Source organism: Ancylobacter oerskovii, assembly GCF_018390555.1.
In the GTDB taxonomy this organism is placed as follows: Bacteria; Pseudomonadota; Alphaproteobacteria; order Rhizobiales; family Xanthobacteraceae; genus Ancylobacter; species Ancylobacter oerskovii.
Genome location: NZ_JAHBGB010000045.1, coordinates 1 through 24,810 on the forward strand (window position 1 = coordinate 1; position 24,810 = coordinate 24,810).

Sequence of the window (24,810 nt, forward strand, 5' to 3'; positions counted from 1 at the left end):
ACGTGCAGCTGATCGTGCCGATCGCGATGGAAGAGAAGCTGCGCTTCGCCATCCGTGAAGGCGGGCGCACCGTCGGTGCCGGCGTCGTCGCCGCCATCATCGAGTGAAGTAGGAAGCAAATCCCGAGGGGCGTCGGTTCGCCCGGCGCCCCTTTTTCGTGGAGCTCGTAATAGAGCCCTATTGGCGAGCCCTCTGGGAGCCTTGAAGTCAAATGAACGGCCAGAACATTCGGATCCGCCTGAAGGCGTTCGATCATCGCATCCTGGACGCCTCGACGCGCGAGATCGTCAACACGGCGAAGCGCACCGGCGCCCAGGTCCGCGGACCCATTCCGCTGCCGACGCGGATCGAGAGGTTCACGGTCAACCGCTCGCCTCACGTCGACAAGAAGTCGCGTGAACAGTTCGAGATGCGGACGCATAAGCGTCTGCTGGACATTGTCGACCCGACCCCCCAGACCGTGGACGCGCTGATGAAGCTCGACCTCGCCGCGGGTGTCGACGTCGAGATCAAGCTCTGAGAAAGGCGAGGGGACACGGCCATGCGGTCAGGCGTCATCGCCCAGAAGGTCGGAATGACCCGCATCTTCAACGATGCCGGTGAACACGTTCCGGTCACTGTGCTGAAAGTCGATAATTGCCAGGTGGTTGCCCACCGGACGATCGACAAGAACGGATATGTCGCGGTTCAGCTCGGCGTCGGCCGGGCCAAGCCGCAGAACACGACGCGCGCCATGCGCGGGCACTTCGCCGTGGCGAAGGTCGAGCCCAAGCGCAAGCTCGCGGAGTTCCGCGTCGAGGAAGACGGGCTCATCCCGGTCGGGGCCGAGCTCACGGTGGACCATTTCGTGGTCGGCCAGTTCGTCGACGTGACGGGCACCTCCACCGGTAAGGGTTTTGCCGGCGGTATGAAGCGTCACAACTTCGGCGGTCTGCGCGCCACGCACGGCGTGTCGGTCTCGCACCGTTCGATCGGTTCGACCGGCGGCCGTCAGGACCCGGGCAAGACCTTCAAGAACAAGAAGATGCCCGGTCACATGGGCGTCGAGACCGTGACCACCCAGAATCTCAAGGTGGTGCTCACGGATGTGGAGCGCGGCCTGATCGCCGTCGAAGGCGCGGTTCCCGGCACCAAGGGTGGCTGGATCATCGTCGCCGACGCGGTGAAGAAGGCCCTGCCGGCCGACGCGCCGAAGCCGGGCAAGTTCCGGCTGCCGGGCGAGGTCGAGACCGACGCTCCTGCCGCCGACGTCGCTCCCGCGGCCGAGGCTGCGACCGAGGAGACCGTGTGATGGAACTCGCCGTCAAAACTCTTGAAGGGGCCGATGCCGGCTCCGTGACGCTGTCGGACGAGATCTTCGGTCTCGAGCCCCGCCAGGACATCCTCCACCGCATGGTGGTGTGGCAGCTGGCGCGCCGTCAGGCGGGCACGCACCAGACGCTCTCCCGCGCGGACGTCAACCGCACCAAGCGGAAGATGTACAAGCAGAAGGGCACCGGCGGCGCTCGCCACGGCGCGGCTTCCGCTCCGCAGTTCCGCGGCGGCGCCAAGGCGTTCGGCCCGGTGCAGCGCAGCCATGCCTCCGACCTTCCCAAGAAGGTGCGGGCGCTGGCGCTGAAGCACGCGCTGTCGGTCAAGGCGAAGGAACAGCAGATCATCGTCCTCGACGACGCCACGCTGGCCGAGCCGAAGACCAAGCTGCTCAAGGATCGTCTGGCGTCGCTCGGCCTGTCCAACGCGCTGGTGATTTCCGGCGCCGAGGTGGATCCGAACTTCGGCCTCGCCTCGCGCAACATCGTCCACCTCGACGTGCTGCCCGTCCAGGGCATCAACGTCTACGACATCCTGCGTCGCCAGACCCTGGTGCTGACGAAGGCGGCTGTCGATGCCCTGGAGGCGCGCTTCAAATGAGCCTCGATCCGCGCCATTACGACGTGATCGTGTCCCCGGTGATCACCGAGAAGGCCACGGCTGCGTCCGAGCACAACAAGGTCGTCTTCAAGGTTGCTCTGACGGCTACCAAGCCGCAGATCAAGGAGGCGGTCGAGAAGCTCTTCGACGTGAAGGTCGAGAGCGTCAACACGCTGGTCCGCAAGGGGAAGACGAAGTTCTTCAAGGGCCGCAAGGGCGTGCAGTCCGACGTGAAGAAGGCGGTTGTGACCCTCGCCGAGGGCCACACCATCGACATCACGACGGGTCTGTGAGCCGGGACAAGGGATCAGAGACATGGCGCTCAAAACCTTCAAGCCGGTAACGCCGAGCCTCCGTCAGCTCGTCATCGTCGACCGCTCGGGCCTCTACAAGGGCAAGCCGGTCAAGACGCTGACCGAAGGCAAGACGGAAGCTGGCGGCCGCAACAACACCGGTCGTGTGACCGTCCGCTTCCGCGGCGGCGGCCACAAGCAGTCCTATCGCCTGGTCGACTTCAAGCGCGCCAAGCGCGATGTGCCGGCCGTGGTCGAGCGGATCGAGTACGATCCGAACCGCACCGCGTTCATCGCCCTCATCAAGTATGAGGACGGCGAGCTCTCCTACATCCTGGCTCCGCAGCGTCTCGCCGTGGGCGACCAGGTGATCGCCGCGAAGAACGTCGACGTGAAGCCCGGCAACACCGCGCCGCTCGGCAACCTGCCGGTCGGCACGATCGTGCACAATGTCGAGATGAAGATCGGCAAGGGCGGCCAGATCGCCCGCTCCGCCGGTTCCTACGCGCAGATCGTCGGCCGCGACAACGGCTACGTGATCATCCGCCTGAACTCGGGTGAGCAGCGTCTGATTCACGGCGAGTGCTGCGGCACGGTGGGTGCGGTTTCCAACCCGGACCACATGAACACCAACCTCGGCAAGGCCGGCCGCAAGCGCTGGCTGGGCCGCATGCCGCATAACCGTGGTGTGACCATGAACCCGGTCGACCACCCGCATGGCGGCGGCGAAGGCCGCACCTCGGGCGGCCGTCACCCGGTCACCCCCTGGGGCTTCCCCACCAAGGGCAAGAAGACCCGGAAGAACAAGTCGACCACGAAGTTCATCGTGTCGAGCCGTCACGCCCGCAAGAAGTGAGCGAGGGAATCTGAATTATGTCTCGATCGGTCTGGAAAGGTCCGTTCGTCGACGGCTACCTCCTCAAGAAGGCGGAAGCCGTGCGCGCCTCGGGGCGCCACGAGGTGGTCAAGATCTGGAGCCGTCGCTCCACGATCCTGCCCCAGTTCGTGGGGATCACCTTCGGCGTCTATAACGGCAACAAGCATGTCCCGGTCTCGGTGAACGAGGACATGGTCGGCCACAAGTTCGGCGAGTTCGCCCCGACCCGTACCTATTACGGGCACGCGGCGGACAAGAAAGCCAAGCGCAAGTAGAGGCAGGGGTCATGGGAAAGGCAGCTCGTCCGCGCACGCTCGCGGATACGGAAGCCAAGGCGGTTGCACGCAATCTTCGCGTCAGCCCCCAGAAGCTCAACCTCGTCGCGGGTCTGATCCGCGGGAAGAAGGTCGCGACCGCGCTCGCCGACCTGCAGTTCTCCCGCAAGCGGATCGCCGGCGACGTCAAGAAGTGCCTGGAATCGGCGATCGCGAATGCCGAGAACAACCATGAGCTCGACGTCGACGATCTCATCGTCGCCGAAGCTCATGTCGGCAAGGGTCTCGTGATGAAGCGCTTCGCCGCCCGCGCCCGCGGTCGCGCGAGCCGCATCGAGAAGCCGTTCTCGCATATCACCATCGTGGTGCGTGAAGTCGAGGAGAAGGCCTGATGGGTCAGAAGGTCAACCCGGTCGGGCTGCGGCTCGGCATCAACCGCACCTGGGATTCGCGCTGGTTCGCCGGCAAGGGCGAATACGGCCAGCTGCTGCACGAAGACATCAAGATCCGCGAGATGCTGCTGAAGCTGCTGAAGCAGGCGGCCGTCTCCAAGATCGTGATCGAGCGCCCGCACAAGAAGTGCCGCGTCACCATCCACTCGGCGCGTCCGGGCGTGGTGATCGGCAAGAAGGGCGCCGACATCGACAAGCTGCGCAAGAAGGTCTCCGAGATGACCAACTCGGAAGTCTTCATCAACATCGTCGAGATTCGGAAGCCCGAAATCGACGCGCGCCTGGTGGCCGAATCGATCGCCCAGCAGCTCGAGCGCCGCGTGGCTTTCCGCCGCGCGATGAAGCGCGCGGTGCAGTCGGCGATGCGTCTCGGGGCCGAAGGCATCCGCATCAACTGCTCCGGCCGCCTCGGTGGCGCGGAAATCGCACGTCTGGAGTGGTATCGTGAGGGGCGCGTGCCGCTTCACACCTTGCGCGCCGACGTAGATTACGGTACTGCGACCGCCTTCACGACCTACGGCACCTGTGGTGTGAAGGTCTGGATCTTCAAGGGCGAAATCCTCGAGCACGATCCGATGGCGCAGGACAAGCGTCTTTCGGACAACGAGCCGTCGGGTGGTCGTCCCTCGCGCCGCGACGCGGCGTGAGTTTTGACGGATAAGGAATTAAGAGGCGCGACATGCTGCAACCAAAGCGCACGAAGTTCCGCAAGCAGTTCAAGGGCCGTATTCACGGCGTCGCGAAGGGCGGGACTGACCTCAACTTCGGCCAGTTCGGGCTGAAGGCGTTGGAGCCGGAGCGGGTCACCGCCCGGCAGATCGAAGCCGCGCGCCGCGCGCTGACCCGTCACATGAAGCGTGCGGGCCGCGTGTGGATCCGGGTGTTCCCGGACGTGCCGGTGTCGTCGAAGCCGACCGAAGTCCGCATGGGTAAGGGTAAGGGCGCCCCGGATTACTGGGCCGCCAAGATCAAGCCGGGCCGCATCATGTTCGAGATCGACGGTGTGAGCCAGGACATTGCCCGCGAGGCGCTGCGGCTCGCTGCCGCCAAGTTGCCGATCAAGACCCGTTTCGTCGAACGCATTGCGGAGTGACGGAGGACATCATGACCAAGGCTTCCGACATTCGGACCAAGACCGTCGACGAGCTCGGCGACGAGCTGCTGAACCTGAAGAAGGAGCAGTTCAACCTGCGCTTCCAGAAGGCGACCGGTCAGCTGGAGAACACCGCGCGCGTGCGTCAGATCCGTCGCGATATCGCGCGGATCAAGACGATCCAGGCGCAGAAGGCCGCGACCGCGGCCCAGGCGAAGTGAGGAGATAACGATGCCGAAGCGTTTGCTGCAGGGCGTCGTGGTGAGCGACAAGCAGGACAAGACCGTCGTGGTCCGTGTCGAGCGTCGTTTCACGCATCCGCTGCTGAAGAAGACCGTCCGCCGTTCCAAGAAGTATCACGCCCATGACGAGGCGAATGCGTGGAAGGAAGGCGACACCGTCTGGATCGAGGAGAGCCGTCCTCTGTCCAAGCTGAAGAACTGGGTTGTGGTCCAGGGCGAGAAGCGGGCGGAAGTCTGACTTCTGGAATGAGCTTCCCGGAAACGGGGTTGAGGGTGCGCCGGCGGCATCGCAGGGCGCAGATTTGCGAGAAATAGGTGCGTCATGATCCAGATGCAGACCAATCTCGACGTGGCGGACAATTCCGGTGCGCGTCGCGTTATGTGCATCAAGGTGCTTGGCGGTTCGAAGCGGAAATACGCCCATGTCGGCGACATCATCGTGGTGTCGGTGAAGGAAGCCATTCCGCGCGGCCGCGTGAAGAAGGGCGACGTGATGAAGGCGGTTGTTGTCCGCACCGCCAAGGACATCCGTCGCGTCGACGGCACGGTGATCCGCTTCGACCGCAATGCGGCCGTGCTGATCAACAACAACAAGGAGCCGGTCGGCACGCGTATCTTCGGGCCGGTTCCGCGCGAGCTCCGCGCGAAGAACCACATGAAGATCATCTCGCTGGCGCCGGAGGTGCTGTGATGGCGGCGAAGATCAAGAAGGGCGACAAGGTCGTCGTCCTCGCCGGTCGCGACAAGGGTCGCTCGGGCGAGGTCATCGAGGTGCTGCCGAAGGAGAACACCGCGAAGGTTCGCGGCGTGAACCTCGTGAAGCGCCACCAGCGGCAGAGCGCGAACCAGGAAGGCGGGATCATCTCCAAGGAGGCCCCGATCGACCTGTCGAACATCGCGATCGCCGATCCGAAGGACGGCAAGCCGACCCGCGTCGGCTTCCTTGTGCAGGCCGACGGCACCAAGGTGCGCGTCGCCAAGCGCTCGGGGGAGAAGATCGATGGCTGAGGCTAGCTACACCCCGCGGCTGAAGTCCTTTTACGAGGACGTCGTCCGCAAGCAGATGATCGAGCAGTTCGGCTACAAGAACCCCATGGAAGTGCCGACGATCGAGAAGATCGTCATCAACATGGGCGTGGGCGAAGCCACTGCCGACACCAAGAAGGTCCAGACCGCCGCGGCGGACCTCGCGCAGATCGCCGGCCAGAAGCCGGTGGTGACGCGCGCCCGCAAGGCGATCTCGAACTTCAAGCTGCGCGAGAACCAGCCGGTCGGCGCGAAGGTCACCCTTCGCAAGGTCCGCATGTACGAGTTCGTCGACCGCCTGGTCACCATCGCGCTGCCGCGCGTGCGTGACTTCCGCGGCCTGAACCCGAAGAGCTTCGATGGCCGCGGCAACTATGCCATGGGCATCAAGGAGCACATCGTGTTCCCCGAGATCAACTACGACAAGGTTGATCAGATGTGGGGCATGGACATCATCGTCTGCACGACGGCGAAGACGGACGAAGAGGCGCGCGCGCTTCTGAAGGCCTTCAACTTCCCGTTCCGGCAGTAAGCATCCCCTTCCGGCCGTGGGGGTAGAACCCCAAACGCGGAGAGCTAGGAGCAAAGCATATGGCGAAGAAAAGCGCCGTCGAGAAGAACGAACACCGCCGCACGCTGGTGAAGAATGCCGCCGCGAAGCGCGCGCGTCTCAAGGCCCTTGTCCAGAACAAGGAACTGCCGATCGAGGAGCGCTTCGCCGCGGTCCTCAAGCTGGCCGAGATGCCGCGCAACTCGTCCAAGACCCGCATCCGTAACCGGTGCGAAGTGACGGGGCGTCCGCGCGCGTTCTATCGCAAGCTGAAGATGAGCCGTATCGCGCTCCGCGAGCTCGGCTCGCAGGGCCAGGTGCCCGGTCTCGTCAAGTCGAGCTGGTGAGGAGGGCCGATCCATGTCCACGTCTGATCCGATTGGCGATCTGATCACCCGCATCCGCAACGCGCAGATGCGCCGCAAGGAAAAGATCTCGACCCCCGGTTCGCGCCTGCGCGCCTCGGTGCTCGAAGTCCTCGCGGCCGAAGGCTTCATCCGCGGTTATTCCGCCTCGGAGCCGGTCAATGGCCGCACCGAGTTCGAGATCGAGCTGAAGTACTATGACGGCGAGCCGGTGATCCGCGAGATCGCCCGCGTCTCCAAGCCGGGCCGTCGCGTCTACTCGTCGGTCAAGACCCTTCCGCGCGTCGCCAACGGTCTTGGCGTCGCTGTCGTCTCCACGCCCCAGGGCGTGATGGCGGACCACGAAGCCCGCGACAAGAACGTGGGCGGCGAGGTCCTCTTCACGGTCTTCTGATCGGGAAGGAGAGAGAGCACATGTCCAAGATCGGCAAAGCTACCATCACTGTCCCGGCCGGCGTCACCGCCAACATTGACGGCCAGACCGTCAAGGTGAAGGGTCCCAAGGGCGCCCTCGAGGTCAAGATCGTCGACGAGATCGGCGCCAGCCTCGACGGTAACGTGATTTCCTTCGCGCCGCGCGGCGAGACCAACCGGCACAAGGCGATGTGGGGTCTGTCCCGCACCCTGGTGTCCAACCTGGTCGAAGGCGTCACCAAGGGCTTCGAGAAGAAGCTCGAGATCAACGGCGTCGGCTACAAGGCGGCGGTGCAGGGCAAGAACCTGAACCTCTCGCTGGGCTACAGCCACGACGTGATCTACGCGATCCCGGAAGGCATCCAGATCGTCACGCCGAAGCCGACGGAAATCGTCGTCACCGGCATCGACCGCCAGAAGGTCGGACAGGTCGCCGCCGAGATCCGCGAGTATCGCGGCCCCGAGCCCTATAAGGGCAAGGGCGTGAAGTACGCCGGCGAATTCATCTTCCGCAAGGAAGGCAAGAAGAAGTAACGGATCGCAACCATGGCCAAGTATCAGGACGCTACCGAGCGCCGCAAGGCGCGTGTCCGCCGCGAACTTCGCGCGGCGGCGAACGGGCGGCCGCGCCTTTCGGTGCATCGCTCGTCGAAGCACATCTATGCGCAGATCATCGACGATGCGCGCGGCGTCACCGTCGCCGCCGCCTCGACGCTCGAGAAGGATCTGCGGGGCAGCCTCAAGACCGGCGCGGATGTCGCGGCGGCTGCGGCGATCGGCAAGCTCGTGGCGGAACGTGCCGTCGCGGCCGGCGTGAAGGACGTGGTCTTCGACCGCGGCGCCTTCATCTATCACGGCCGCGTCAAGGCGCTCGCCGAGGCCGCCCGCGAAGGCGGTCTCAACTTCTAATCACGAGCGGGATCTCCCGCAGAACGACGAGGATAAGATCATGGCTCGTGAACGTGAGCGTGAACGCGAGGATCGCGACAACACGTTCGTGGACAAGCTGGTCCACATCAACCGTGTCGCGAAGGTTGTGAAGGGCGGCCGTCGCTTCGGCTTCGCCGCTCTGGTCGTCGTGGGCGACCAGAAGGGTCGCGTCGGCTTCGGCCACGGCAAGGCCCGCGAAGTGCCGGAAGCGATCCGCAAGGCCACCGATGCCGCCAAGCGCGCGCTGATCCGCGTGCCGCTGCGCGAAGGTCGTACCCTGCACCATGACGTGCATGGTCACCATGGCGCCGGCAAGGTGGTGCTGCGCGCCGCCCCGGCCGGTACCGGCATCATCGCCGGCGGCCCGATGCGCGCCGTCTTCGAGACGCTGGGCATGCAGGACGTGGTGGCGAAGTCGTTCGGCTCGTCGAACCCCTACAACATGGTTCGGGCGACGTTCGATGCGCTGAAGAACCAGGACAGCCCGCGCCTGGTTGCGGCTCGCCGCAGCCTCAAGGTGTCGCAGCTTCAGTCGCGCCGTCGCATCGACGACGCCGAAGCGACCGACTGACGCGCTTCGGGCAAGGATTGGAGCGTATCATGGCGAACAACACCAAGACGGTCACGGTCGAGCAGGTCGGTTCCCCGATCCGCCGGCCTGTCGAGCAGCGGGCGACGCTCGTCGGTCTCGGACTGAACAAGATCGGGCGTCGCTCGACGCTCGAGGACACCCCGGCCGTGCGTGGCATGATCCAGAAGGTCCGCCACCTCGTTCGCGTCGTCGAAGCGTGACGGCGGGCAGAGGAGACAGGCGATGAGCAACCTTAACGGGATCTCGGACAACGAAGGCGCGCGCAAGAAGCGCATGCGCGTCGGCCGCGGCATCGGTTCGGGCAAGGGCAAGACCGGCGGCCGTGGCGTGAAGGGTCAGACCTCGCGCACCGGCGTCGCGATCAAGGGCTTCGAAGGCGGTCAGATGCCCCTGCATCGCCGTCTGCCCAAGCGCGGCTTCAACAACATCTTCGCGCTGGATTGGAACGAGGTCACCCTCGGCCGCATCCAGGCGGCGATCGATGCCGGCAAGCTGGATGCCAAGCAGCCCGTCACCGAGGCGGCCCTCGTGGCTGCCGGTGTGCTGCGCCGCGCCAAGGCCGGCGTGCGCGTGCTGGGCTCGGGCGAGCTGACCGCGAAGATTTCGCTGGACGTGGCGCATGCCACCAAGTCGGCGATCGCGGCGGTCGAGAAGACCGGCGGCACCGTGACGCTGCCGGCGGCGCCGGAGACCTCTGGCGAAACGGTGGCCTGACGCTTAAGTCAGGCCTTCCGAATTGATACAGGGCACAGGCGAGGAGCGCAGCCACCATGGCGTCCGCAGCGGAACAACTCGCGGCTAACCTCAATTTCGGTGCTCTGGCAAAAGCCGAAGAACTGAAGAAGCGCATCTGGTTCACACTGGGTGCGCTTCTCGTGTATCGGCTGGGCACCTATATCCCGATGCCGGGAATCAATCCCGATGCGCTGGCGGATGTGTTCCGCACGGCGCAGCAGGGCATCATCGGCCTCTTCAACATGTTCTCGGGCGGCGCCGTCTCGCGCATGGCCATCTTCGCCCTGAACATCATGCCGTATATCTCCGCCTCCATCATCATCCAGCTGCTCACCACCGTCTCGCCGACGCTGGAAGCGCTGAAGAAGGAAGGCGAGTCCGGCCGCAAGACCATCAACCAGTACACGCGCTACCTCACGGTGGTGCTCGCGGTGTTCCAGTCCTACGGCATCGCCGTCGGCCTCGAAGGCTCGGGCGCCGTGGTCTCGGATCCCGGCTGGTTCTTCCGCATCTCGACGGTGATCACGCTGACCGGCGGCACCATGTTCCTGATGTGGCTGGGCGAACAGATCACCTCGCGCGGCATCGGCAACGGCATCTCGCTGATCATCTTCGCCGGCATCGTGGCGGAGCTGCCTTCGGCGATCGCCAACACGCTGGAACTCGGCCGTCAGGGCGCGATCTCCACCGGCCTGATCATCGCGGTGATCCTGATGGCGGTCGCCGTCATCATGTTCATCGTGTTCGTGGAGCGCGCCCAGCGCCGGCTGCTGATCCAGTATCCGAAGCGTCAGGTCGGCAACAAGGTGTATGAGGGCCAGTCCTCGCACCTGCCGCTGAAGCTGAACTCCTCGGGCGTCATCCCGCCGATCTTCGCCTCCTCGCTGCTGCTGATCCCGACCACGGTGGCCAGCTTCATGCAGGGGCAGGGGCCGTCGTGGCTGACCACGGTGACGACGCTGATCGGCCACGGCCAGCCGCTGTTCATGCTGCTCTATGTGCTGCTGATCGTGTTCTTCTGCTTCTTCTACACCGCCATCGTGTTCAATCCGACCGAGACCGCGGACAATCTGAAGAAGCACGGCGGCTTCATCCCGGGCATCCGGCCCGGCGAGCGTACCGCCGAGTACATCGACTATGTGCTGACTCGCATCACCGTCATCGGTGCGGCTTACCTAGCGATCGTCTGCCTGTTCCCCGAGATCCTGATCTCCTATGCTGCCGTGCCGTTCTATTTCGGCGGTACATCGCTGCTCATCGTGGTGAGCGTGACGATGGATACGGTAGCCCAGGTGCAGGGGCACTTGCTGGCGCATCAATATGAGGGGCTGGTCAAGAAGGCCAAGCTCAGGGGGAAGCGTCGATGAGACTGATTCTTCTTGGTCCGCCTGGAGCGGGCAAGGGAACTCAGGCACAACGTCTGGTGCAGCGGCACGGCATCGTGCAGCTCTCCACCGGCGACATGCTGCGCGAAGCCGTGCGGAACGGTACGCCGGTGGGCCTCAAGGCCAAGGAAGTGATGGATGCCGGTCAGCTGGTGTCCGACGAGATCGTGATCGGCATCATCTCCGATCGCATCGACCAGCCGGATGCCGCCAAGGGGTTCATCCTCGACGGCTTTCCGCGCACGGTGCCGCAGGCGGAGGCGCTCGATACGCTGCTGTCCCGCAAGGGCCAGAAGCTCGACGCGGTGATCGAGTTCAAGGTCGACCAGGAAAAGCTGGTCGGCCGCATCCTGCAGCGGGCCAAGGAAGCGCGCGAGCGCGGCGAGCCGGTGCGCAAGGACGACGACCCGGAGATCTTCAAGACCCGGCTCGAGGCCTTCAATCGCGATACCGCGGTCGTCGCTCCCTATTATGCGGAGCGCGGGCTTCTGGTCAGCGTGGACGGCATGCGGCCGATCGACGAGGTCGAGCAGGCGATCGCCGAGGTTCTCGAAACCGTGTAGGCGGTTCGGCGCGGGTTTCGGCGGCAGAGCTTGACTCTCCGCTGGAATCGCACTATGAGCCGCGCTTCACTTAAGCAGGCGTCGTCCTTCGACATCGTCCGCGATGTCGGGCGGCGCCTTGTCTGTGTACTCGCATGGGCCGGCCTCCACCGGACGCGAGTTCATTCAATCCGGTTCGCCGGTTCACATGGAGACGGCAAGTGGCCCGTATCGCAGGCGTAAACATTCCGACCAACAAGCGCGTCATCATCGCGCTTCAGTACATTCACGGCATCGGTGCGAAGAACGCCGCCGATATCGTCGAGAAGGTCGGCATTCCGCTGGATCGTCGCGTCAATCAGCTGACCGACCAGGAAGTGCTGCAGATCCGCGAGGCCATCGATCGCGACTATATCGTGGAAGGCGATCTGCGCCGCGAAGTCGCGATGAACATCAAGCGCCTGATGGACCTCGGCTGCTATCGCGGCCTGCGCCATCGTCGCGGCCTGCCGGTGCGCGGTCAGCGCACCCACACCAATGCCCGCACCCGCAAGGGCCCGGCCAAGCCGATCGCCGGCAAGAAGAAGTGAGTCGGAGCGGGCCTTCGGGCCCGCTTCTTTCGTGCCCGCGGCGGCGCCGTGGGTTTCGCCTGTTTGTCTGTTGTCCCGAGCGCCTGGCACTACGGGCGCGTCTGAAGGATCGAGAAGTCGATGGCCAAGGATACTACCCGCATTAAGCGTCGCGAGCGCAAGAACATCGCCTCCGGCGTGGCGCATGTGAATGCCTCGTTCAACAACACCATGATCACCATCACCGATGCGCAGGGCAACACCATTGCCTGGTCGTCGGCCGGCGCCATGGGCTTCAAGGGCTCCCGCAAGTCCACGCCCTATGCGGCGCAGGTCGCGGCCGAGGATTGCGCCCGCAAGGCTTCCGAGCATGGCATGCGCACCCTCGAGGTCGAGGTGTCGGGTCCCGGTTCGGGCCGTGAATCCGCGCTGCGCGCCTTCCAGGCGGCGGGCTTCATGGTGACGTCGATCCGTGACGTCACCCCGATCCCGCACAATGGTTGCCGTCCGCGCAAGCGCCGGCGCGTCTGACGCATTCGCCGACCGGCGGCGTTGATCGCCGCCGGCTCCGCTGCGTTTGGCATTCTCTCCGGCCTCCGGGCGGGAGCGGCGGCCGCAGGGCAGGGTGCCCGCGGCTCCGTCGAGAGCAAGGGTGACGCAAGTGATTCAGAAGAACTGGCAAGAGCTCATCAAGCCCGAAAAGCTCGAAGTCTCCGCCGGGGGCGATGCGAAGCGCTTCGCGACCGTGGTCGCGGAGCCGCTGGAGCGTGGCTTCGGCCAGACGCTCGGCAATGCGCTGCGCCGTATCCTCCTGTCCTCGCTGCAGGGCGCGGCGGTGACCTCGGTCCATATCGACGGCGTGCTGCATGAGTTCTCGTCGATCCCGGGCGTCCGCGAGGACGTGACCGACATCGTGCTGAACATCAAGGACATCGCCATCAAGATGGCCGGCGACGGCCCGAAGCGCATGGTGGTGAAGAAGCAGGGCCCGGGCATCGTCACCGCCGGCGACATCCAGACGGTCGGCGACGTGCAGGTGCTGAACCCCGAGCTGGTGCTCTGCACCCTCGACGACGGCGCCGAGATCCGCATGGAGTTCACGGTCGACACCGGCAAGGGCTATGTTGCCGCCGACCGCAACCGCCCCGAGGACGCGCCGATCGGCCTGATCCCGGTCGACAGCCTGTACTCCCCGGTGAAGAAGGTCTCCTACAAGGTCGAGAACACCCGTGAGGGCCAGATTCTCGACTATGACAAGCTGACCATGACCATCGAGACCAACGGCTCGATCGGCCCGGAAGATGCGCTGGCCTATGCCGCGCGAATCCTGCAGGACCAGCTCGAGATCTTCGTGAACTTCGAGGAGCCCAAGCGCGAGGCCGAAAGCCCGGCGATGCAGGAGCTGCCCTTCAACCCGGCGCTCCTCAAGAAGGTCGACGAGCTCGAGCTGTCTGTGCGTTCGGCCAACTGCCTGAAGAACGACAACATCGTCTATATCGGCGACCTGATCCAGAAGACCGAGGCGGAGATGCTCCGTACCCCGAACTTCGGCCGCAAGTCGCTGAACGAGATCAAGGAAGTGCTCGCCAGCATGGGCCTGCATCTCGGCATGGAAGTGCCGGGCTGGCCGCCGGAGAACATCGAGGATCTCGCCAAGCGGTTCGAAGATCACTACTGAGCATTAGCGCGGCGTTCGAGCCGCTCCACCCATCCCGGCTCGAAAGCCGTCGCATTTTAGGAAATTCGCCATGAACCACGGCAAGGCATATCGCCGGTTCAACCGGACCGCGGAGCACCGCAAGGCCATGTTCGCCAACCTGGCCCAGGCGCTCATCACCCATGAGCAGATCGTCACCACCCTGCCCAAGGCGAAGGATCTTCGCCCGGTGGTCGAGAAGCTGATCACCCTCGGCAAGCGCGGCGGCCTGCATGCGCGCCGCCAGGCGATCGCCGAGATCCGCGACGTCGCCGTCGTGCGCAAGCTCTTCGACGTCGTCGGCCCGCGCTACAAGGAGCGCAACGGCGGCTACACCCGCATCATCAAGGCGGGCTTCCGCCACGGTGATTCGGCCGCCATCGCGGTGATCGAGCTGGTCGATCGCGACGAGAGCGCCAAGGGCGCCGCCGATCTGGCCCGTTTCGAGGCTTCGAAGTCGGAAGAGACCGCCGCGGCCTGATCGGCTCCCGGTCGTTTGAAATGCAGGAAGCGAAGGGCGGCCCCAGGGTCGCCCTTCGTCGTTCTGGCGCTCGTCGATTCGCGTCCCGTTTCCTCGTCGCCGACGGGGCTGCCCTTTCTCCGCCATGGGCCGGCGCTTATATTTCCGCCATGCAACGCACAGCTCTCTCCCTCGCGGTCCTCTCCCTCATCGTCATGCTCCAGCCGGCGGCGGCGCAGACGCCACGGGTGCCGACCTCTCGCGCCGAGATTTCCCTGAGCTTCTCGCCGGTGGTGGCGCGCACGGCGCCGGCCATCGTCAATGTCTATGCCCTGCGCACGGTGCAGGCACGGCAGAGCAATCCGCTGTTCGACGATCCGTTCTTCCGGCGCTTCTTCGGGGCGCCGAACGGACCCGGCGGCCCGGGCGGCCCCGGCTTCGGCGGGCCGAGCGAGCGGATGCAGCGGGCGCTCGGCTCCGGCGTCGTGGTGGATGCGAGCGGCCTCGTCATCACCAACAACCATGTGATCGAGGGAGCCGACGAGGTTCGCGTGGCCCTCGCCGACAAGCGGGAGTTCGATGCCGACATCCTGCTGCGCGATCCCCGCACCGATCTCGCCGTGCTGAAGCTGAAGGGCGGGAAGGGCAAGTTCGCCTTTGCCGAGCTCGGCAGCTCCGACGACCTTGAGGTGGGCGACATCGTCCTCGCCATCGGCAATCCGTTCGGTGTCGGGCAGACGGTGACGCAGGGCATCGTCTCGGCCCTGGCCCGCACCCAGATCGGCATCACCGACTACCAGTTCTTCATCCAGACCGATGCCGCCATCAATCCCGGCAATTCCGGCGGCGCGCTGGTCGACGTCGCCGGCCGGGTGGTCGGCATCAACACGGCGATCTTCTCGCGCTCGGGCGGCTCGCAGGGCATCGGCTTCGCCATTCCCGCCGACATGGTGCGCGTGGTGCTGCAATCGGCGCTGGACGGCGGGCGGTCGGTCCGCCGTCCCTGGCTGGGCGCCAAGCTGCAGCGGGTGACGCCGGACATCGCCGAGGGGCTCGACCTCGCCCGCCCGGTGGGCTCGCTGGTGCAGAGCGTGACGCCGGGAAGCCCGGCCGAGAAGGGGGGGATGCGGGTCGGAGACCTGATCACCGCCATTGCCGGCCAGGAGGTCGACGATCCCGATGCCTTCGGCTACCGCTTCGCCACGCGGCCGCTGGGGGGCACGGTAGCCGTCGCGGTGGCGCGCCAGGGGAGGGAGCTCACGCTCGACCTGCCGCTCGAACCGGCGCCGGAAACGTCGCCGCGCGAGGAGATCCTGATCGGTGGCCGCTCGCCGCTCACCGGCGCCACCGTGGTCAATCTGTCGCCGGCCGTGGCGGAGGAGATGCGTACCGTGGATGTCGACCAGGGGGTGGTGGTGACTTCCATCGAGGACGGGTCGCCGGCCGATCGCAGCAGCCTGCGGGTCGGCGACGTCGTGCTGGAGGTCAACGGCCTCTCCATCGGGCGGACCGCCGATCTGTCGCGGGCGACGCAGACCCCGTCGCGCATCTGGCGCATCACGGTCCAGCGCGGCGGGCGCAAGATCTCCGCCATGCTGCCGGGCTGAGCGCGCCATGGCCGATCTGTTCGCGCAAGCCGGGATGGATGCGGGGGCCCCTCGGCCGCTTGCGGACCGCTTGCGGCCGCGCCGGCTCGACGAGGTGGTCGGGCAGGAGCACCTGACCGGTCCCGAGGGGATATTGACCCGCATGGCCGAGAGCCGGTCGATCGGCTCGCTGGTCTTCTGGGGCCCGCCGGGCACCGGCAAGACCACGGTGGCGCGATTGCTGGCGCGCCAGACCGACCTGCATTTCGAGCAGGTGTCGGCGATCTTCTCCGGCGTCGGCGAGCTGAAGAAGGTGTTCGAGGCCGCGCGCGGTCGGCGCGCGGTGGGCACCGGGACGCTGCTGTTCGTGGACGAGATCCATCGTTTCAACCGCGCGCAGCAGGACAGCTTCCTGCCGGTGATGGAAGACGGCACCATCACGCTGATCGGCGCGACCACCGAGAACCCGTCCTTCGAGCTGAATGCGGCGCTGCTCTCCCGTGCGCGGGTGCTGGTGTTCAAGCCGCTCGATGCCGCGGCGATGGAGGGCCTGCTCGCCCGTGCCGAGGAGCTGGAGGCGCGTCGCCTGCCGCTGGAGCCGGAAGCGCGCGCCGCGCTCGTCGGCATGGCGGATGGCGACGGGCGCTATCTGCTCGGCATGGTGGAGGAGCTTTTCCGCCTGTCGCCGCCGGCGGATCTCGATGTCGCCGGCCTCGCCGCGACCATGCAGAAGCGGGCGCCGATCTACGACAAGGGCCAGGACGAGCACTACAATCTTCTCAGCTGCTTCCATAAGAGCCTGCGCGGCTCCGACGTGAACGCGGCCATGTATTGGGCGGCGCGGATGCTCACCGGCGGCGAGGATCCCGGCACCATATTCCGCCGGCTGTGCTGCGCCGCCTCCGAGGATGTCGGCATGGCCGATCCGCAGGCCATGCCGCAGGTGGTGGCGGCCTGGACCGCCTTCGATCGGGTGGGCTGGCCGGAGGGGCGGCTCTTCCTGGCGCAGGCCATCGCCTATGTCGCCACCGCCCCGAAATCCAACGCTGCCTATTCGGCGTTCAATTCGGCGCTCGCTTTGGCGCAGAAGACGGGCTCGCTGCAGCCGCCCAAGCATATTCTCAATGCGCCGACCAAGCTGATGAAGGAGCTCGGCTACCACCAGGGCTACCAGTACGACCACGACTTCCCGGACGCCTATTCCGGCCAGACCTATTTTCCCGACGAACTGGCCGATGACCGCCGTTCCGATCTCTACCAGCCGAATGAGCGCGGCTTCGAGCGGGAGGTGAAGAAGCGGCTGGAATATTGGGCGAAGCTGCGCGCCGAGCGGCGCGGCCGATAGCGGACAGGGCGAGGGATGAGGCGATGAATTGGCTGCTGGTGTTCGTCGGTGCCGGATGTGGCGGCATGCTGCGCCACGCGGTGAATGTGGGCGCGCCGCGGCTGATCGGCGACGGCTTTCCCGGCGGTACCATGGCGATCAATGTCGTGGGCTCGCTGCTGATCGGGGTGATCGCCGGCTGGCTGGCGTTCCGCGCCGGCGACCCCTGGTCGCAGCAGATGCGCCTGTTCGCGGTGACCGGCATTCTCGGTGGCTTCACCACCTTTTCCGCCTTTTCGCTCGACACGGCGCTGCTGGTCGAGCGTGGGGAGCCCCTCGCGGCGCTCGCCTATGTCGGCGGTTCGGTCGGCCTGTCGCTGCTGGCGGTGTTCGCCGGCCTGGCGCTGATACGCGCATTTGCGTGACGCACGGGCCTGGCTCGGCTATCTCCTTGGCCAAGGAGACATCATCATGGCCGTCGAGATACGCACCGTCGCCCGCGACGAAGAAGACATGCGGCTGGACCGCTGGTTCAAGACGCATTTCCCCGACCTGTCCTTCGGCCATCTGCAGAAGCTGCTGCGCAGCGGGCAGGTGCGCGTCGACGGCGGGCGGGCGAAGAGCAATACGCGGCTTGCCGCCGGCCAGAGCGTGCGCATTCCGCCGCTGGAGGAGAAGCCGCAGCCTTCCGCCGCCGATTATCTGGAGATTCAGGAGGCCGTCGCGCGCGGGGAGACGCCGCCCCCCCGACCCCGCGCCTCGGAAGGGCAGGGCGCACTGGCGGCGCCGGCGGTCAGGCGCGCCGTGGCCGACGACAAGGACGCCGTCTTCCTCAAATCCATCACCCTCTACGAGGATCGCGATGTGATGGTGCTGAACAAGCCCTATGGCCTCGCCGTGCAGGGCGGTTCCGGCACCTATCGCCATGTGGACGGGCTGATGGAATCGCTGCGCGCCGAGGACGGGCAGAAGCCGCGCCTCGTGCACCGCATCGACAAGGACACTTCCGGCATCCTGCTCATCGCCAAGAGCCGGCTTGCGGCGGCGACGCTGGCCAAGACGTTCCGGTCCCGCTCGGCCCGCAAGGTCTATTGGGCGCTGGTGCCCGGCGTGCCCAAGCCCCGCCAGGGGCGGATCTCGACCTATCTCGCCAAGGACGAAGCCGCCGAGCGCATGCGCGTCGCCCGCCACGGCGACGACGAGGCCAGCCATGCGGTGTCCTATTATGCCGTCGTCGACCAGGCGGCACAGAAGCTGGCCTGGCTGTCGCTGAAGCCGGTCACCGGGCGGACGCACCAATTGCGTGCCCATGCTGCGCATATCGGTCATCCAATTGTCGGAGACCCGAAGTATTTCGATATCGAGAACTGGCCGCTGCCCGGTGGATTGCAGAACCGTCTGCACCTGCTGGCGCGGAGGCTGGTGATTCCGCATCCGCGGGAGGAGCGGCTGATCGACGTGTCGGCACCGCTTCCCCCGCACATGCAGCAGAGCTGGAGCGTACTGGGATTTGACGCGTCGCAATATGACCCCATTGTCGACGCGCCCGAGACTTAATCCGACGTAACGTAATGGGGTGCGTCGGGATTCTGTAGAGGTTGCCGATTTTTGAGTAAGGCCTGCCTAATTTTCGGACTTGAAAGTTATGCTGCAATGCGGTGCGATAGGCCGTGTTTCATTTAAGCATAGGGGCGGCTGGCTAACCGCTAGCCGTCTACCCATCAATACTAGGCCTTCTTCAGGCCGACAGTGATCGTTTAGACATTTGTAGACGCGTGAGGAAAGCTTCGGTCGGCATTGCGGGCGGCCGAAGCTTTCACTTTTTTTGGCGCCTCGGCAGGCAGGGCCTTCGCACTCGGCGAGCGGGATGATTCGTGTCGGTGCGCCGAGCCGGGAGCGGGTATGTAGATAGTGGCTTCCACAGCACTCCTTCCGGCCCGGTGCAGGGCACTGGCGGAGCGGGTGAGGCTGGAGTAGGAAATCCGCATTCTGCGCGTTCCGGTGCCATCATGCGATTTCTGACTGGTCTACTGGCCTTGGCGGCGACGCTGTCGGGGTTTTCCGTGCCGTCCCTTGCCGCTGCCGATTGTTCGGCCGGACCGGGCACGGCACGGGTGCTGGAGGTGGACCCCGCGGGGCTCGAGGTGGGCACCAAGCATTTTCCGCAGACGCTGGATCTCGCCGAGGGCGAATTCGTGCTCACCTTCGACGACGGCCCCTCCGCCGGCACCACGCCCATGGTGCTGAAGGCGCTGGCCGCCGGCTGCGTGAGGGCGACCTTCTTCCTGGTGGGCACGCGCGCCGCCGAGAGCCCGGCCTTGGTGAAGCGCATCCTGGCGGAAGGGCATGGCGTCGGCTATCACAGCCAGACCCATCCGATGACGCTGGCCGATCTGCCCTATGACAAGGCGGTGCGGGATATCGAGCGCGGCATCGTCAGCGTCGATCGGGCCGCCACCGGCAGTTCTTCGGCATCGCCGCATTTTCCCTTCTTCCGCTTCCCCGGCTTCGGCTCGTCGCCGCAGCTGTTGGCCTATGCGACCAACCGGAAGCTGGGTGTGTTCGGGGCCGATCTGTGGGCCAGCGATTGGGAGCCGATGACGCCGGAGGCCGAGCTGGACCTCGTGCTGACGCGCATGGCGCATGTGGGGAGGGGCATCGTGCTGTTTCACGATACCCGCCTGCAGACCGCCAGGATGGTGCCGGCGCTGCTCCGGGCGATGAAGGAACGCGGCTACCGCGTCGTGCATGTGGTGCCCCGCGGTGTCGCGACGGCGGCAAGCCCGCAAGTGGCCCCGCAATAGGCCCCGCAACAGGCGACGAAACGCCTCAGCTCTCTCTTCTTTCGATACCGGTACTGCGACGACTCGTGCCGTAGAGCCTCCCGTTCGTCGCCTGTAGTGTGCGGCGAGGTCGGCGGGGGTGCCGTCGACGAGGGATCCTGATCATGGCTGACGATGCCGAAGCCAAGCGCGCCCTGATCAGGTTGGTGCTGATGAACGGCCTGCTGGTCGTGATGGTGGTGGCGGTCGGCGGCTTCCTTGCCGCCTGGACCATGTGGTGAACTGCATCGGCGGTCGCGGATATTGAGGACGCTTTCGAGGGTGTGGAACGCGCCGGGCTGGATGGCATGGCGCCGCCCAGTCGTGCGGCCGCCCAGCCGCCCAGTCGCGCGGCCATCGCGACGCGCCTGCTGGCGCCTTGGCACGGCCGAGATCGGGCCTGCGCCGCCGGTGCGCGCCGCGCCATCCGACGACCGAACGTTCCCGCTCAGCCTTGCATTCCCTCGAGGCTGGTACGTCGGCGGAGGCGAAAGGGCAAAGCTGTGGATGGGCGGGTGCAAGACGACTTGTGCGATGCCTTCCGCCCCCCTATAAGGTGCCCGCCTGCGCGCCCTTCGTCTATCGGTTAGGACGCCACCCTTTCACGGTGGAGAGAGGGGTTCGACTCCCCTAGGGCGCGCCAGTTATTTTTCATGTCCGTAAGTCGTTGAATTTATTCAATATTCGATGACGGAAAATTGGACATGGACCCCAGATGAACCCCAGCATTGGACCCCAATTCGGCCTGATCCTTCACGCTGAAACGACTCACGTTGTCCAAGGGTGCAAAATCTCAGCTGGGTAGACGGCTTTCCTATCCAATTTAAGGTCGCCAGACGCCTTAGGGCCTGCTGTCCGGCGCTCGCGGTAAGCTGGCAAGGCCCTAAGAGCGAACTCTACCAGTTCCTCCTCGTCCCTCTCGCCCTGCGCTGCTGCCTCAATCAGGGCCATCGCTAAGCGCGTCCGTGTGTCGGTAGTGTCCTCCTGAGGTCCCAGGTTGGTGGCGATTTCCTGTGCCCTGTTCATGCACCTATCAAGGAGGTGCGTGGTGTCGGGATCAAAGCGGATGAAGCGAGACGACATCTCCAAACCTCTGACTAGCCATTTGCGGCGCGAGAGATTTAGGAGCGGGCGCCGTTTCGGCAAGACCTCCTCGTTTCGCATTTATCCACCACGCACCCGAGTACGGTTGTTCTCTGTTCGTTCTCATGCTCGATTATGTGACCGAGGAGACAAAGGCCATGCAGCCGAACGCCCAGCTACTTCCAGAAGTGCCAACAGAAGCCGGCCTCAGCGACCCCTTCACGGTTGCCGAAGCGGACATTGATGAAGTTCTCCAGATGTGCGGAGGGGACCCTAGGGACGCCATACGCGCCCTCTTGATCGGACAGAGGTTCCTTGAGGTGGCGCTTGATGAGGCCCGTCAGGAGGCGAGCTGGGGGTACGTGAGGGGCCGTCCATCGCGGAAAACGAAGGGGCGGGGCGATGCGCCGGAAGGGTGAGATTACCTCGACGGCCATACTACGGACGCACCCGTTCCACGTCGTGTTCCCTGAGGAGCATGCGCGGGATTTGCTGTGGGGGTCTCAGTACTATGCCTCCAGCGCCAAGAGGTCGGCATCTAGGACCCGGAACGGTGTTCGGGAGGTGCTGATATGCTTCGGGGAGAAAGCCGACGCAGAGGCGTTTATGCGTCACGCTGGCGGGGTTCTGGAGGGGGAGTGAGGGGGGATGACTGATCCGCACGAGTGGGCCAAGCGCGCCTTCGACAGCTCAGACGTTCGGCGTGAAGCCCAGTATCAAGCTGCAACCGAGTCGGCGAACGTCGCATTGAAGGCCCTTCTCGTTCTCAATGGAGGGGCTTGCTTGGCCCTACTGGCGTTCCTCGCGAATGTCATCGACAAGGAAGCCGAAGCGCCGGGTGCATCAGAGCTAGTTAAATCAATTGTCGGCGCGCTGCACTGGTTTGCATATGGTGCGGCCAGTGCCGTCCTTTCGTCTGGTCTGGCCTATCTAGTTAATCGTTTTTATGGAGAGGCTCTAGGAAGCCGGACTTTCCATTTCGATTATCCGTACGTTCGGCAAACGTCAGCCTCAAAGAGATGGGAGTTCGTTGCGAATGCCCTGAATTGGCTTGCCGTTGCTCTATTCTTTTTATCTATGGGGCTTTTTCTGTACGCCCTTCGGCGCCTCACCGCATAGACCTCCCGGCCGCGCCATTGCGCTCACCTCCACGCCCACCGTCTACACCCGTGACGGAACCGTTTACGCCTCCAGCCGGGACGTTGCGGCGTTCTTCGGGAAGAGGCACGGTCATGTGCTCGACAGCATCAAAGCCTTACTGGCTGAGGCTCCGAGCACTGAGCCGAATTTCCGGTTGAGTGAATATCTCGACAGCACCGGCCGGACGCTTCCCGCCTACGAGATGACCCGCGACGGCTTCACGCTCCTCGCCATGGGCTTCACCGGGAAAACCGCACTGGCCTTCAAGGTCCGCTACATCGAAGAGTTCAACCGCATGGAGGCGGCCCTCAAGGCCCCTCAGGCCCCCGCTCTGCCGAACTTCACGGACCCCGCTGCGGCGGCCATAGCGTGGGCCGAACAATACCGGAAGCGGGATTGAGGCTTGCTGTAAGAAGGGGCGCCAATCATGCTACTACGACTCGAACTGACGTGAGGGGTAAATGACGGTTCAAGGCCGCAGTGTTCGGCTCTATCTTGTTGAAGGGACCCCAACCGGTATCCTCACCGCAGAAATTATGAACTGGACTGGTCATGTTCTGGTGTCCCCACGGTCGCGTTTAGGCGATGCTCTTCTGCGGGATGAGGCCTCTAGGACTGGTGTATATTTTCTGGTTGGTGATGACCCAGATCAGCCAACCAAATCAAGAGTCTATATTGGAGAAGGAGATAGCGTAGTCGACCGAATAAAATCCCATGCGAGAGATGCTTCAAAGGATTTTTGGACTCGTGCTTGTCTCGTGACGTCTAAAGATATGAATCTCACAAAAGCGCATGCCCGCTATTTAGAGAATAGGTTAATCGATCTTACTAAGCAGGCAGATCGTGCGAACTTGGCTAACGGCAATGAGCCGGGCCCGAAGTCGCTTCCGGAAAGTGATATAGCTGATATGGAATTCTTCATATCACAAGTTCAAGTTGTTCTGCCCGTCATTGGGTTTGATTTTCTGCGTCCTCACGCAAAGCCAGCCTCCGCTCCATCTGGCGCCAGCATCGCTACGATACCTTCGAAGCAGATTGAATTGGTATTATCTAGCGCTAAACATGGATATCAGGCTCGCGCAGTTGAGTTTGATGGTGAATTTACGGTATTGGCGGGCTCGCGAGCGACAGCAAAAAGCGATTTTGCGGTAAATTCATATGGTCTATTGCGACAGCAGTTAATTAAAGACGGTCGAATTGTTCCAGATAGCGACGTTGAATTTTTGAAGTTCGCGGAAGATGTTTCTTTTCCGAGTGCAAGCGCTGCGGCGGCGGTAATATCTAATCGCAACGCCAATGGACGCACTGCTTGGAAACTTCCTACCGGACAAACGCTGAAAGAGTGGCAAGATGCTCAACTGGGCGTTTCACCAGCGCCCTGAAGAGGATACCCGCTCCGGCAACGCTACGACCACCTTCACAATCCGCGTGGTGCCCCTTGAGGGGAACCCGTGGTTCGTGGCGACTGACGTTCCGTGCCCTTGATCTTACCCTCAATGGAGGCGCTACCCGCCATCTGACCAACCTCAGTCAAGATGAGGTTCGCCGTGGGAGAGTTGTGGGAGGCCCTCAGGGCGGCCGACCGAACGCGCTCATATCCGAGAGCGGCCTCTACAAGCTCATCATGCGCAGCGACAAACCCCAAGCTCGGGCCTTTCAGGACTGGGTAACGAAGGAAGTCCTGCCGACCATCAGGAAGACCGGCGGATATGTCCTTCAGGGCGCCGACAGGGCGACTGTGGGCGAGGGGACGGTGGACGCCATGCCGGACGTGGGGGGCCTCGGCTTATGACTCTTATAGGGGGAGGTGAGTGTGCCCCTGAAGCGGCCATGGCCTCCATCTCCCTCATCACCGTCCCCTTCAAGGGCACCGAAATTCGCGACGTGAACCACCCTGAGCGGGGAATGGTGATGATGGCCGTGGATGTCCTCCGAGCGGCGGGGTACAAAATTGGGAAGGGTGGCGCTCACCCGCTCTTGAAACATGCTGGAGTCCCGGAAGCTGACAAAATACAGCTACTTGGAACCACCCTAGCGGATAGCTCGGGTGGTCCGGCCCGGTTCGGTTCCGCCACCTTCCTCACCCGTGCCGGCGTCCATCAGCTCCTCATGGCGTCCACCAAGCCCTCCGCCAAGGAGTTCCGCGACTGGCTCGCCGGGGAAGTCGTGGTCGCCATTGAGGACACCGGCGGCTACCTCCTCAACGAGGCCGCGAGGGAGACCGCTAAGGCGGATGCGCGGGAGACCGTTCCGCTCCCTGAGGGGATTGCGGAGATGCGGCAGGCTGTCGCAGGTACTGGATAATTTCTCCAGTGAATTGCGCATTGGGGAGAAGTAACCGGGCCAGTTTAAGAGCGACCGCTCTCGCGATTTGTGCCCGATTGTGTGTTTCGGCGTGCAAGTTTGACCCCGTGAGGCGGGGGATCGGCGTCCAACTTTGACCCCCTT

At 64.4% G+C, this 24,810-nt stretch carries 38 protein-coding genes and 1 tRNA gene; all 39 read left to right on the forward strand.

Annotated features, from left to right (window positions below; translation table 11 throughout):
- The coding region (locus tag KHC19_RS25035) for an EF-Tu C-terminal domain-related protein (protein ID WP_484771498.1) at positions 1–107 on the forward strand (107 nt) is incomplete at its 5' end.
- 104 nt (positions 108–211) lie between these two features.
- A complete protein-coding gene (gene rpsJ, locus KHC19_RS25040; protein ID WP_170010341.1) occupies positions 212–520 on the forward strand; it encodes a 30S ribosomal protein S10 in 309 nt (102 codons plus the stop codon).
- Positions 521–541: 21 nt separating this feature from the next.
- Complete coding sequence (gene rplC, locus KHC19_RS25045; RefSeq protein ID WP_213356468.1) at positions 542–1,291, forward strand: 50S ribosomal protein L3; 750 nt, start codon at positions 542–544, stop codon at positions 1,289–1,291.
- Positions 1,291–1,911, forward strand: a complete 621-nt coding sequence (rplD, locus tag KHC19_RS25050) for a 50S ribosomal protein L4 (RefSeq protein WP_213356470.1) — start codon at positions 1,291–1,293, stop codon at positions 1,909–1,911. The genes rplC and rplD overlap by 1 nt, the downstream gene beginning before the upstream one ends.
- Positions 1,908–2,204 (forward strand): 50S ribosomal protein L23, encoded by a 297-nt coding sequence (locus tag KHC19_RS25055; protein WP_213356472.1) that lies wholly within the window; start codon positions 1,908–1,910, stop codon positions 2,202–2,204. Before rplD ends, KHC19_RS25055 begins: the two co-directional genes overlap by 4 nt.
- A 22-nt stretch (positions 2,205–2,226) precedes the next feature.
- Entirely contained in the window at positions 2,227–3,060 is an 834-nt protein-coding gene (gene rplB / locus KHC19_RS25060; RefSeq protein WP_213356474.1) for a 50S ribosomal protein L2, read from the forward strand.
- 17 nt (positions 3,061–3,077) lie between these two features.
- Positions 3,078–3,356, forward strand: coding sequence for a 30S ribosomal protein S19 (gene rpsS, locus KHC19_RS25065; RefSeq protein WP_213356476.1), 279 nt, complete (start codon positions 3,078–3,080; stop codon positions 3,354–3,356).
- Positions 3,357–3,367: 11 nt separating this feature from the next.
- Positions 3,368–3,748, forward strand: a complete 381-nt coding sequence (gene rplV / locus KHC19_RS25070; RefSeq protein WP_018390605.1) for a 50S ribosomal protein L22 — start codon at positions 3,368–3,370, stop codon at positions 3,746–3,748.
- Positions 3,748–4,455 (forward strand): 30S ribosomal protein S3, encoded by a 708-nt coding sequence (gene rpsC, locus KHC19_RS25075; RefSeq protein ID WP_213356478.1) that lies wholly within the window; start codon positions 3,748–3,750, stop codon positions 4,453–4,455. Before rplV ends, rpsC begins: the two co-directional genes overlap by 1 nt.
- 32 nt (positions 4,456–4,487) lie before the next feature.
- A complete protein-coding gene (gene rplP / locus KHC19_RS25080) occupies positions 4,488–4,901 on the forward strand; it encodes a 50S ribosomal protein L16 (protein ID WP_018390607.1) in 414 nt (137 codons plus the stop codon).
- Between the two features lie 11 nt (positions 4,902–4,912).
- Entirely contained in the window at positions 4,913–5,122 is a 210-nt protein-coding gene (rpmC, locus tag KHC19_RS25085) for a 50S ribosomal protein L29 (protein ID WP_213356480.1), read from the forward strand.
- Between the two features lie 10 nt (positions 5,123–5,132).
- On the forward strand, positions 5,133–5,381 hold the full coding sequence (gene rpsQ, locus KHC19_RS25090; protein ID WP_213356482.1) for a 30S ribosomal protein S17: 249 nt from the start codon (positions 5,133–5,135) through the stop codon (positions 5,379–5,381).
- Between the two features lie 84 nt (positions 5,382–5,465).
- A complete protein-coding gene (rplN, locus tag KHC19_RS25095; protein WP_163073307.1) occupies positions 5,466–5,834 on the forward strand; it encodes a 50S ribosomal protein L14 in 369 nt (122 codons plus the stop codon).
- Entirely contained in the window at positions 5,834–6,151 is a 318-nt protein-coding gene (gene rplX / locus KHC19_RS25100) for a 50S ribosomal protein L24 (RefSeq protein WP_213356484.1), read from the forward strand. The genes rplN and rplX overlap by 1 nt, the downstream gene beginning before the upstream one ends.
- Positions 6,144–6,701: a 50S ribosomal protein L5 gene (rplE, locus tag KHC19_RS25105; protein WP_213356486.1), complete on the forward strand. Its 558-nt coding sequence runs from the start codon at positions 6,144–6,146 to the stop codon at positions 6,699–6,701. The genes rplX and rplE overlap by 8 nt, the downstream gene beginning before the upstream one ends.
- Before the next feature lie 59 nt (positions 6,702–6,760).
- Positions 6,761–7,066 (forward strand): 30S ribosomal protein S14, encoded by a 306-nt coding sequence (rpsN, locus tag KHC19_RS25110; RefSeq protein ID WP_213356488.1) that lies wholly within the window; start codon positions 6,761–6,763, stop codon positions 7,064–7,066.
- Positions 7,067–7,079: 13 nt separating this feature from the next.
- Entirely contained in the window at positions 7,080–7,478 is a 399-nt protein-coding gene (gene rpsH, locus KHC19_RS25115) for a 30S ribosomal protein S8 (RefSeq protein WP_213356490.1), read from the forward strand.
- 20 nt (positions 7,479–7,498) lie between these two features.
- Positions 7,499–8,032, forward strand: coding sequence for a 50S ribosomal protein L6 (gene rplF / locus KHC19_RS25120; protein ID WP_213356492.1), 534 nt, complete (start codon positions 7,499–7,501; stop codon positions 8,030–8,032).
- 12 nt (positions 8,033–8,044) lie between these two features.
- Positions 8,045–8,407: a 50S ribosomal protein L18 gene (gene rplR, locus KHC19_RS25125; protein ID WP_213356494.1), complete on the forward strand. Its 363-nt coding sequence runs from the start codon at positions 8,045–8,047 to the stop codon at positions 8,405–8,407.
- A 40-nt stretch (positions 8,408–8,447) separates the two neighbouring features.
- Entirely contained in the window at positions 8,448–8,999 is a 552-nt protein-coding gene (rpsE, locus tag KHC19_RS25130) for a 30S ribosomal protein S5 (protein ID WP_213356496.1), read from the forward strand.
- A gap of 29 nt (positions 9,000–9,028) precedes the next feature.
- Complete coding sequence (gene rpmD / locus KHC19_RS25135) at positions 9,029–9,220, forward strand: 50S ribosomal protein L30 (RefSeq protein ID WP_213356498.1); 192 nt, start codon at positions 9,029–9,031, stop codon at positions 9,218–9,220.
- 22 nt (positions 9,221–9,242) lie between these two features.
- Complete coding sequence (rplO, locus tag KHC19_RS25140; protein WP_213356500.1) at positions 9,243–9,734, forward strand: 50S ribosomal protein L15; 492 nt, start codon at positions 9,243–9,245, stop codon at positions 9,732–9,734.
- A 56-nt stretch (positions 9,735–9,790) separates the two neighbouring features.
- Positions 9,791–11,122 (forward strand): preprotein translocase subunit SecY, encoded by a 1,332-nt coding sequence (gene secY / locus KHC19_RS25145; RefSeq protein WP_213356502.1) that lies wholly within the window; start codon positions 9,791–9,793, stop codon positions 11,120–11,122.
- Complete coding sequence (locus KHC19_RS25150; protein WP_213356503.1) at positions 11,119–11,703, forward strand: adenylate kinase; 585 nt, start codon at positions 11,119–11,121, stop codon at positions 11,701–11,703. The genes secY and KHC19_RS25150 overlap by 4 nt, the downstream gene beginning before the upstream one ends.
- A gap of 200 nt (positions 11,704–11,903) precedes the next feature.
- Positions 11,904–12,272 carry a 30S ribosomal protein S13 gene (rpsM, locus tag KHC19_RS25155; RefSeq protein ID WP_213356505.1) on the forward strand — a complete coding sequence of 123 codons (369 nt, stop codon included), beginning with the start codon at positions 11,904–11,906 and terminating at the stop codon, positions 12,270–12,272.
- 120 nt (positions 12,273–12,392) lie between these two features.
- Entirely contained in the window at positions 12,393–12,782 is a 390-nt protein-coding gene (gene rpsK, locus KHC19_RS25160) for a 30S ribosomal protein S11 (protein ID WP_213356507.1), read from the forward strand.
- Between the two features lie 121 nt (positions 12,783–12,903).
- On the forward strand, positions 12,904–13,929 hold the full coding sequence (locus KHC19_RS25165; protein ID WP_378296394.1) for a DNA-directed RNA polymerase subunit alpha: 1,026 nt from the start codon (positions 12,904–12,906) through the stop codon (positions 13,927–13,929).
- Between the two features lie 70 nt (positions 13,930–13,999).
- Positions 14,000–14,428, forward strand: a complete 429-nt coding sequence (rplQ, locus tag KHC19_RS25170; RefSeq protein WP_213356509.1) for a 50S ribosomal protein L17 — start codon at positions 14,000–14,002, stop codon at positions 14,426–14,428.
- Between the two features lie 149 nt (positions 14,429–14,577).
- Positions 14,578–16,014, forward strand: coding sequence for a Do family serine endopeptidase (locus KHC19_RS25175; RefSeq protein WP_213356510.1), 1,437 nt, complete (start codon positions 14,578–14,580; stop codon positions 16,012–16,014).
- 7 nt (positions 16,015–16,021) lie between these two features.
- Positions 16,022–17,338, forward strand: a complete 1,317-nt coding sequence (locus tag KHC19_RS25180; protein ID WP_213356511.1) for a replication-associated recombination protein A — start codon at positions 16,022–16,024, stop codon at positions 17,336–17,338.
- 23 nt (positions 17,339–17,361) lie between these two features.
- Positions 17,362–17,742, forward strand: coding sequence for a fluoride efflux transporter CrcB (gene crcB, locus KHC19_RS25185; RefSeq protein ID WP_213356513.1), 381 nt, complete (start codon positions 17,362–17,364; stop codon positions 17,740–17,742).
- A 46-nt stretch (positions 17,743–17,788) separates the two neighbouring features.
- Positions 17,789–18,874 (forward strand): RluA family pseudouridine synthase, encoded by a 1,086-nt coding sequence (locus KHC19_RS25190; protein ID WP_213356515.1) that lies wholly within the window; start codon positions 17,789–17,791, stop codon positions 18,872–18,874.
- A gap of 452 nt (positions 18,875–19,326) precedes the next feature.
- A complete protein-coding gene (locus tag KHC19_RS25195) occupies positions 19,327–20,121 on the forward strand; it encodes a polysaccharide deacetylase family protein (RefSeq protein WP_213356517.1) in 795 nt (264 codons plus the stop codon).
- A gap of 586 nt (positions 20,122–20,707) precedes the next feature.
- A tRNA-Glu gene (locus KHC19_RS25200) sits at positions 20,708–20,782 on the forward strand.
- Positions 20,783–21,870: 1,088 nt separating this feature from the next.
- Complete coding sequence (locus KHC19_RS25205; RefSeq protein ID WP_213356519.1) at positions 21,871–22,341, forward strand: hypothetical protein; 471 nt, start codon at positions 21,871–21,873, stop codon at positions 22,339–22,341.
- Positions 22,280–22,762 (forward strand): Rha family transcriptional regulator, encoded by a 483-nt coding sequence (locus tag KHC19_RS25210; protein ID WP_246549605.1) that lies wholly within the window; start codon positions 22,280–22,282, stop codon positions 22,760–22,762. The genes KHC19_RS25205 and KHC19_RS25210 overlap by 62 nt, the downstream gene beginning before the upstream one ends.
- Before the next feature lie 61 nt (positions 22,763–22,823).
- Positions 22,824–23,744, forward strand: coding sequence for a GIY-YIG nuclease family protein (locus KHC19_RS25215; RefSeq protein WP_213356521.1), 921 nt, complete (start codon positions 22,824–22,826; stop codon positions 23,742–23,744).
- Positions 23,745–23,986: 242 nt separating this feature from the next.
- Positions 23,987–24,154 (forward strand): BRO-N domain-containing protein, encoded by a 168-nt coding sequence (locus tag KHC19_RS26270; protein ID WP_246549602.1) that lies wholly within the window; start codon positions 23,987–23,989, stop codon positions 24,152–24,154.
- 38 nt (positions 24,155–24,192) lie between these two features.
- The gene (locus KHC19_RS25225) at positions 24,193–24,666 is read left to right on the forward strand and encodes a BRO-N domain-containing protein (RefSeq protein ID WP_213356525.1); all 474 of its coding nucleotides are present in this window, start codon (positions 24,193–24,195) and stop codon (positions 24,664–24,666) included.
- Positions 24,667–24,810: the final 144 nt, after the last annotated feature.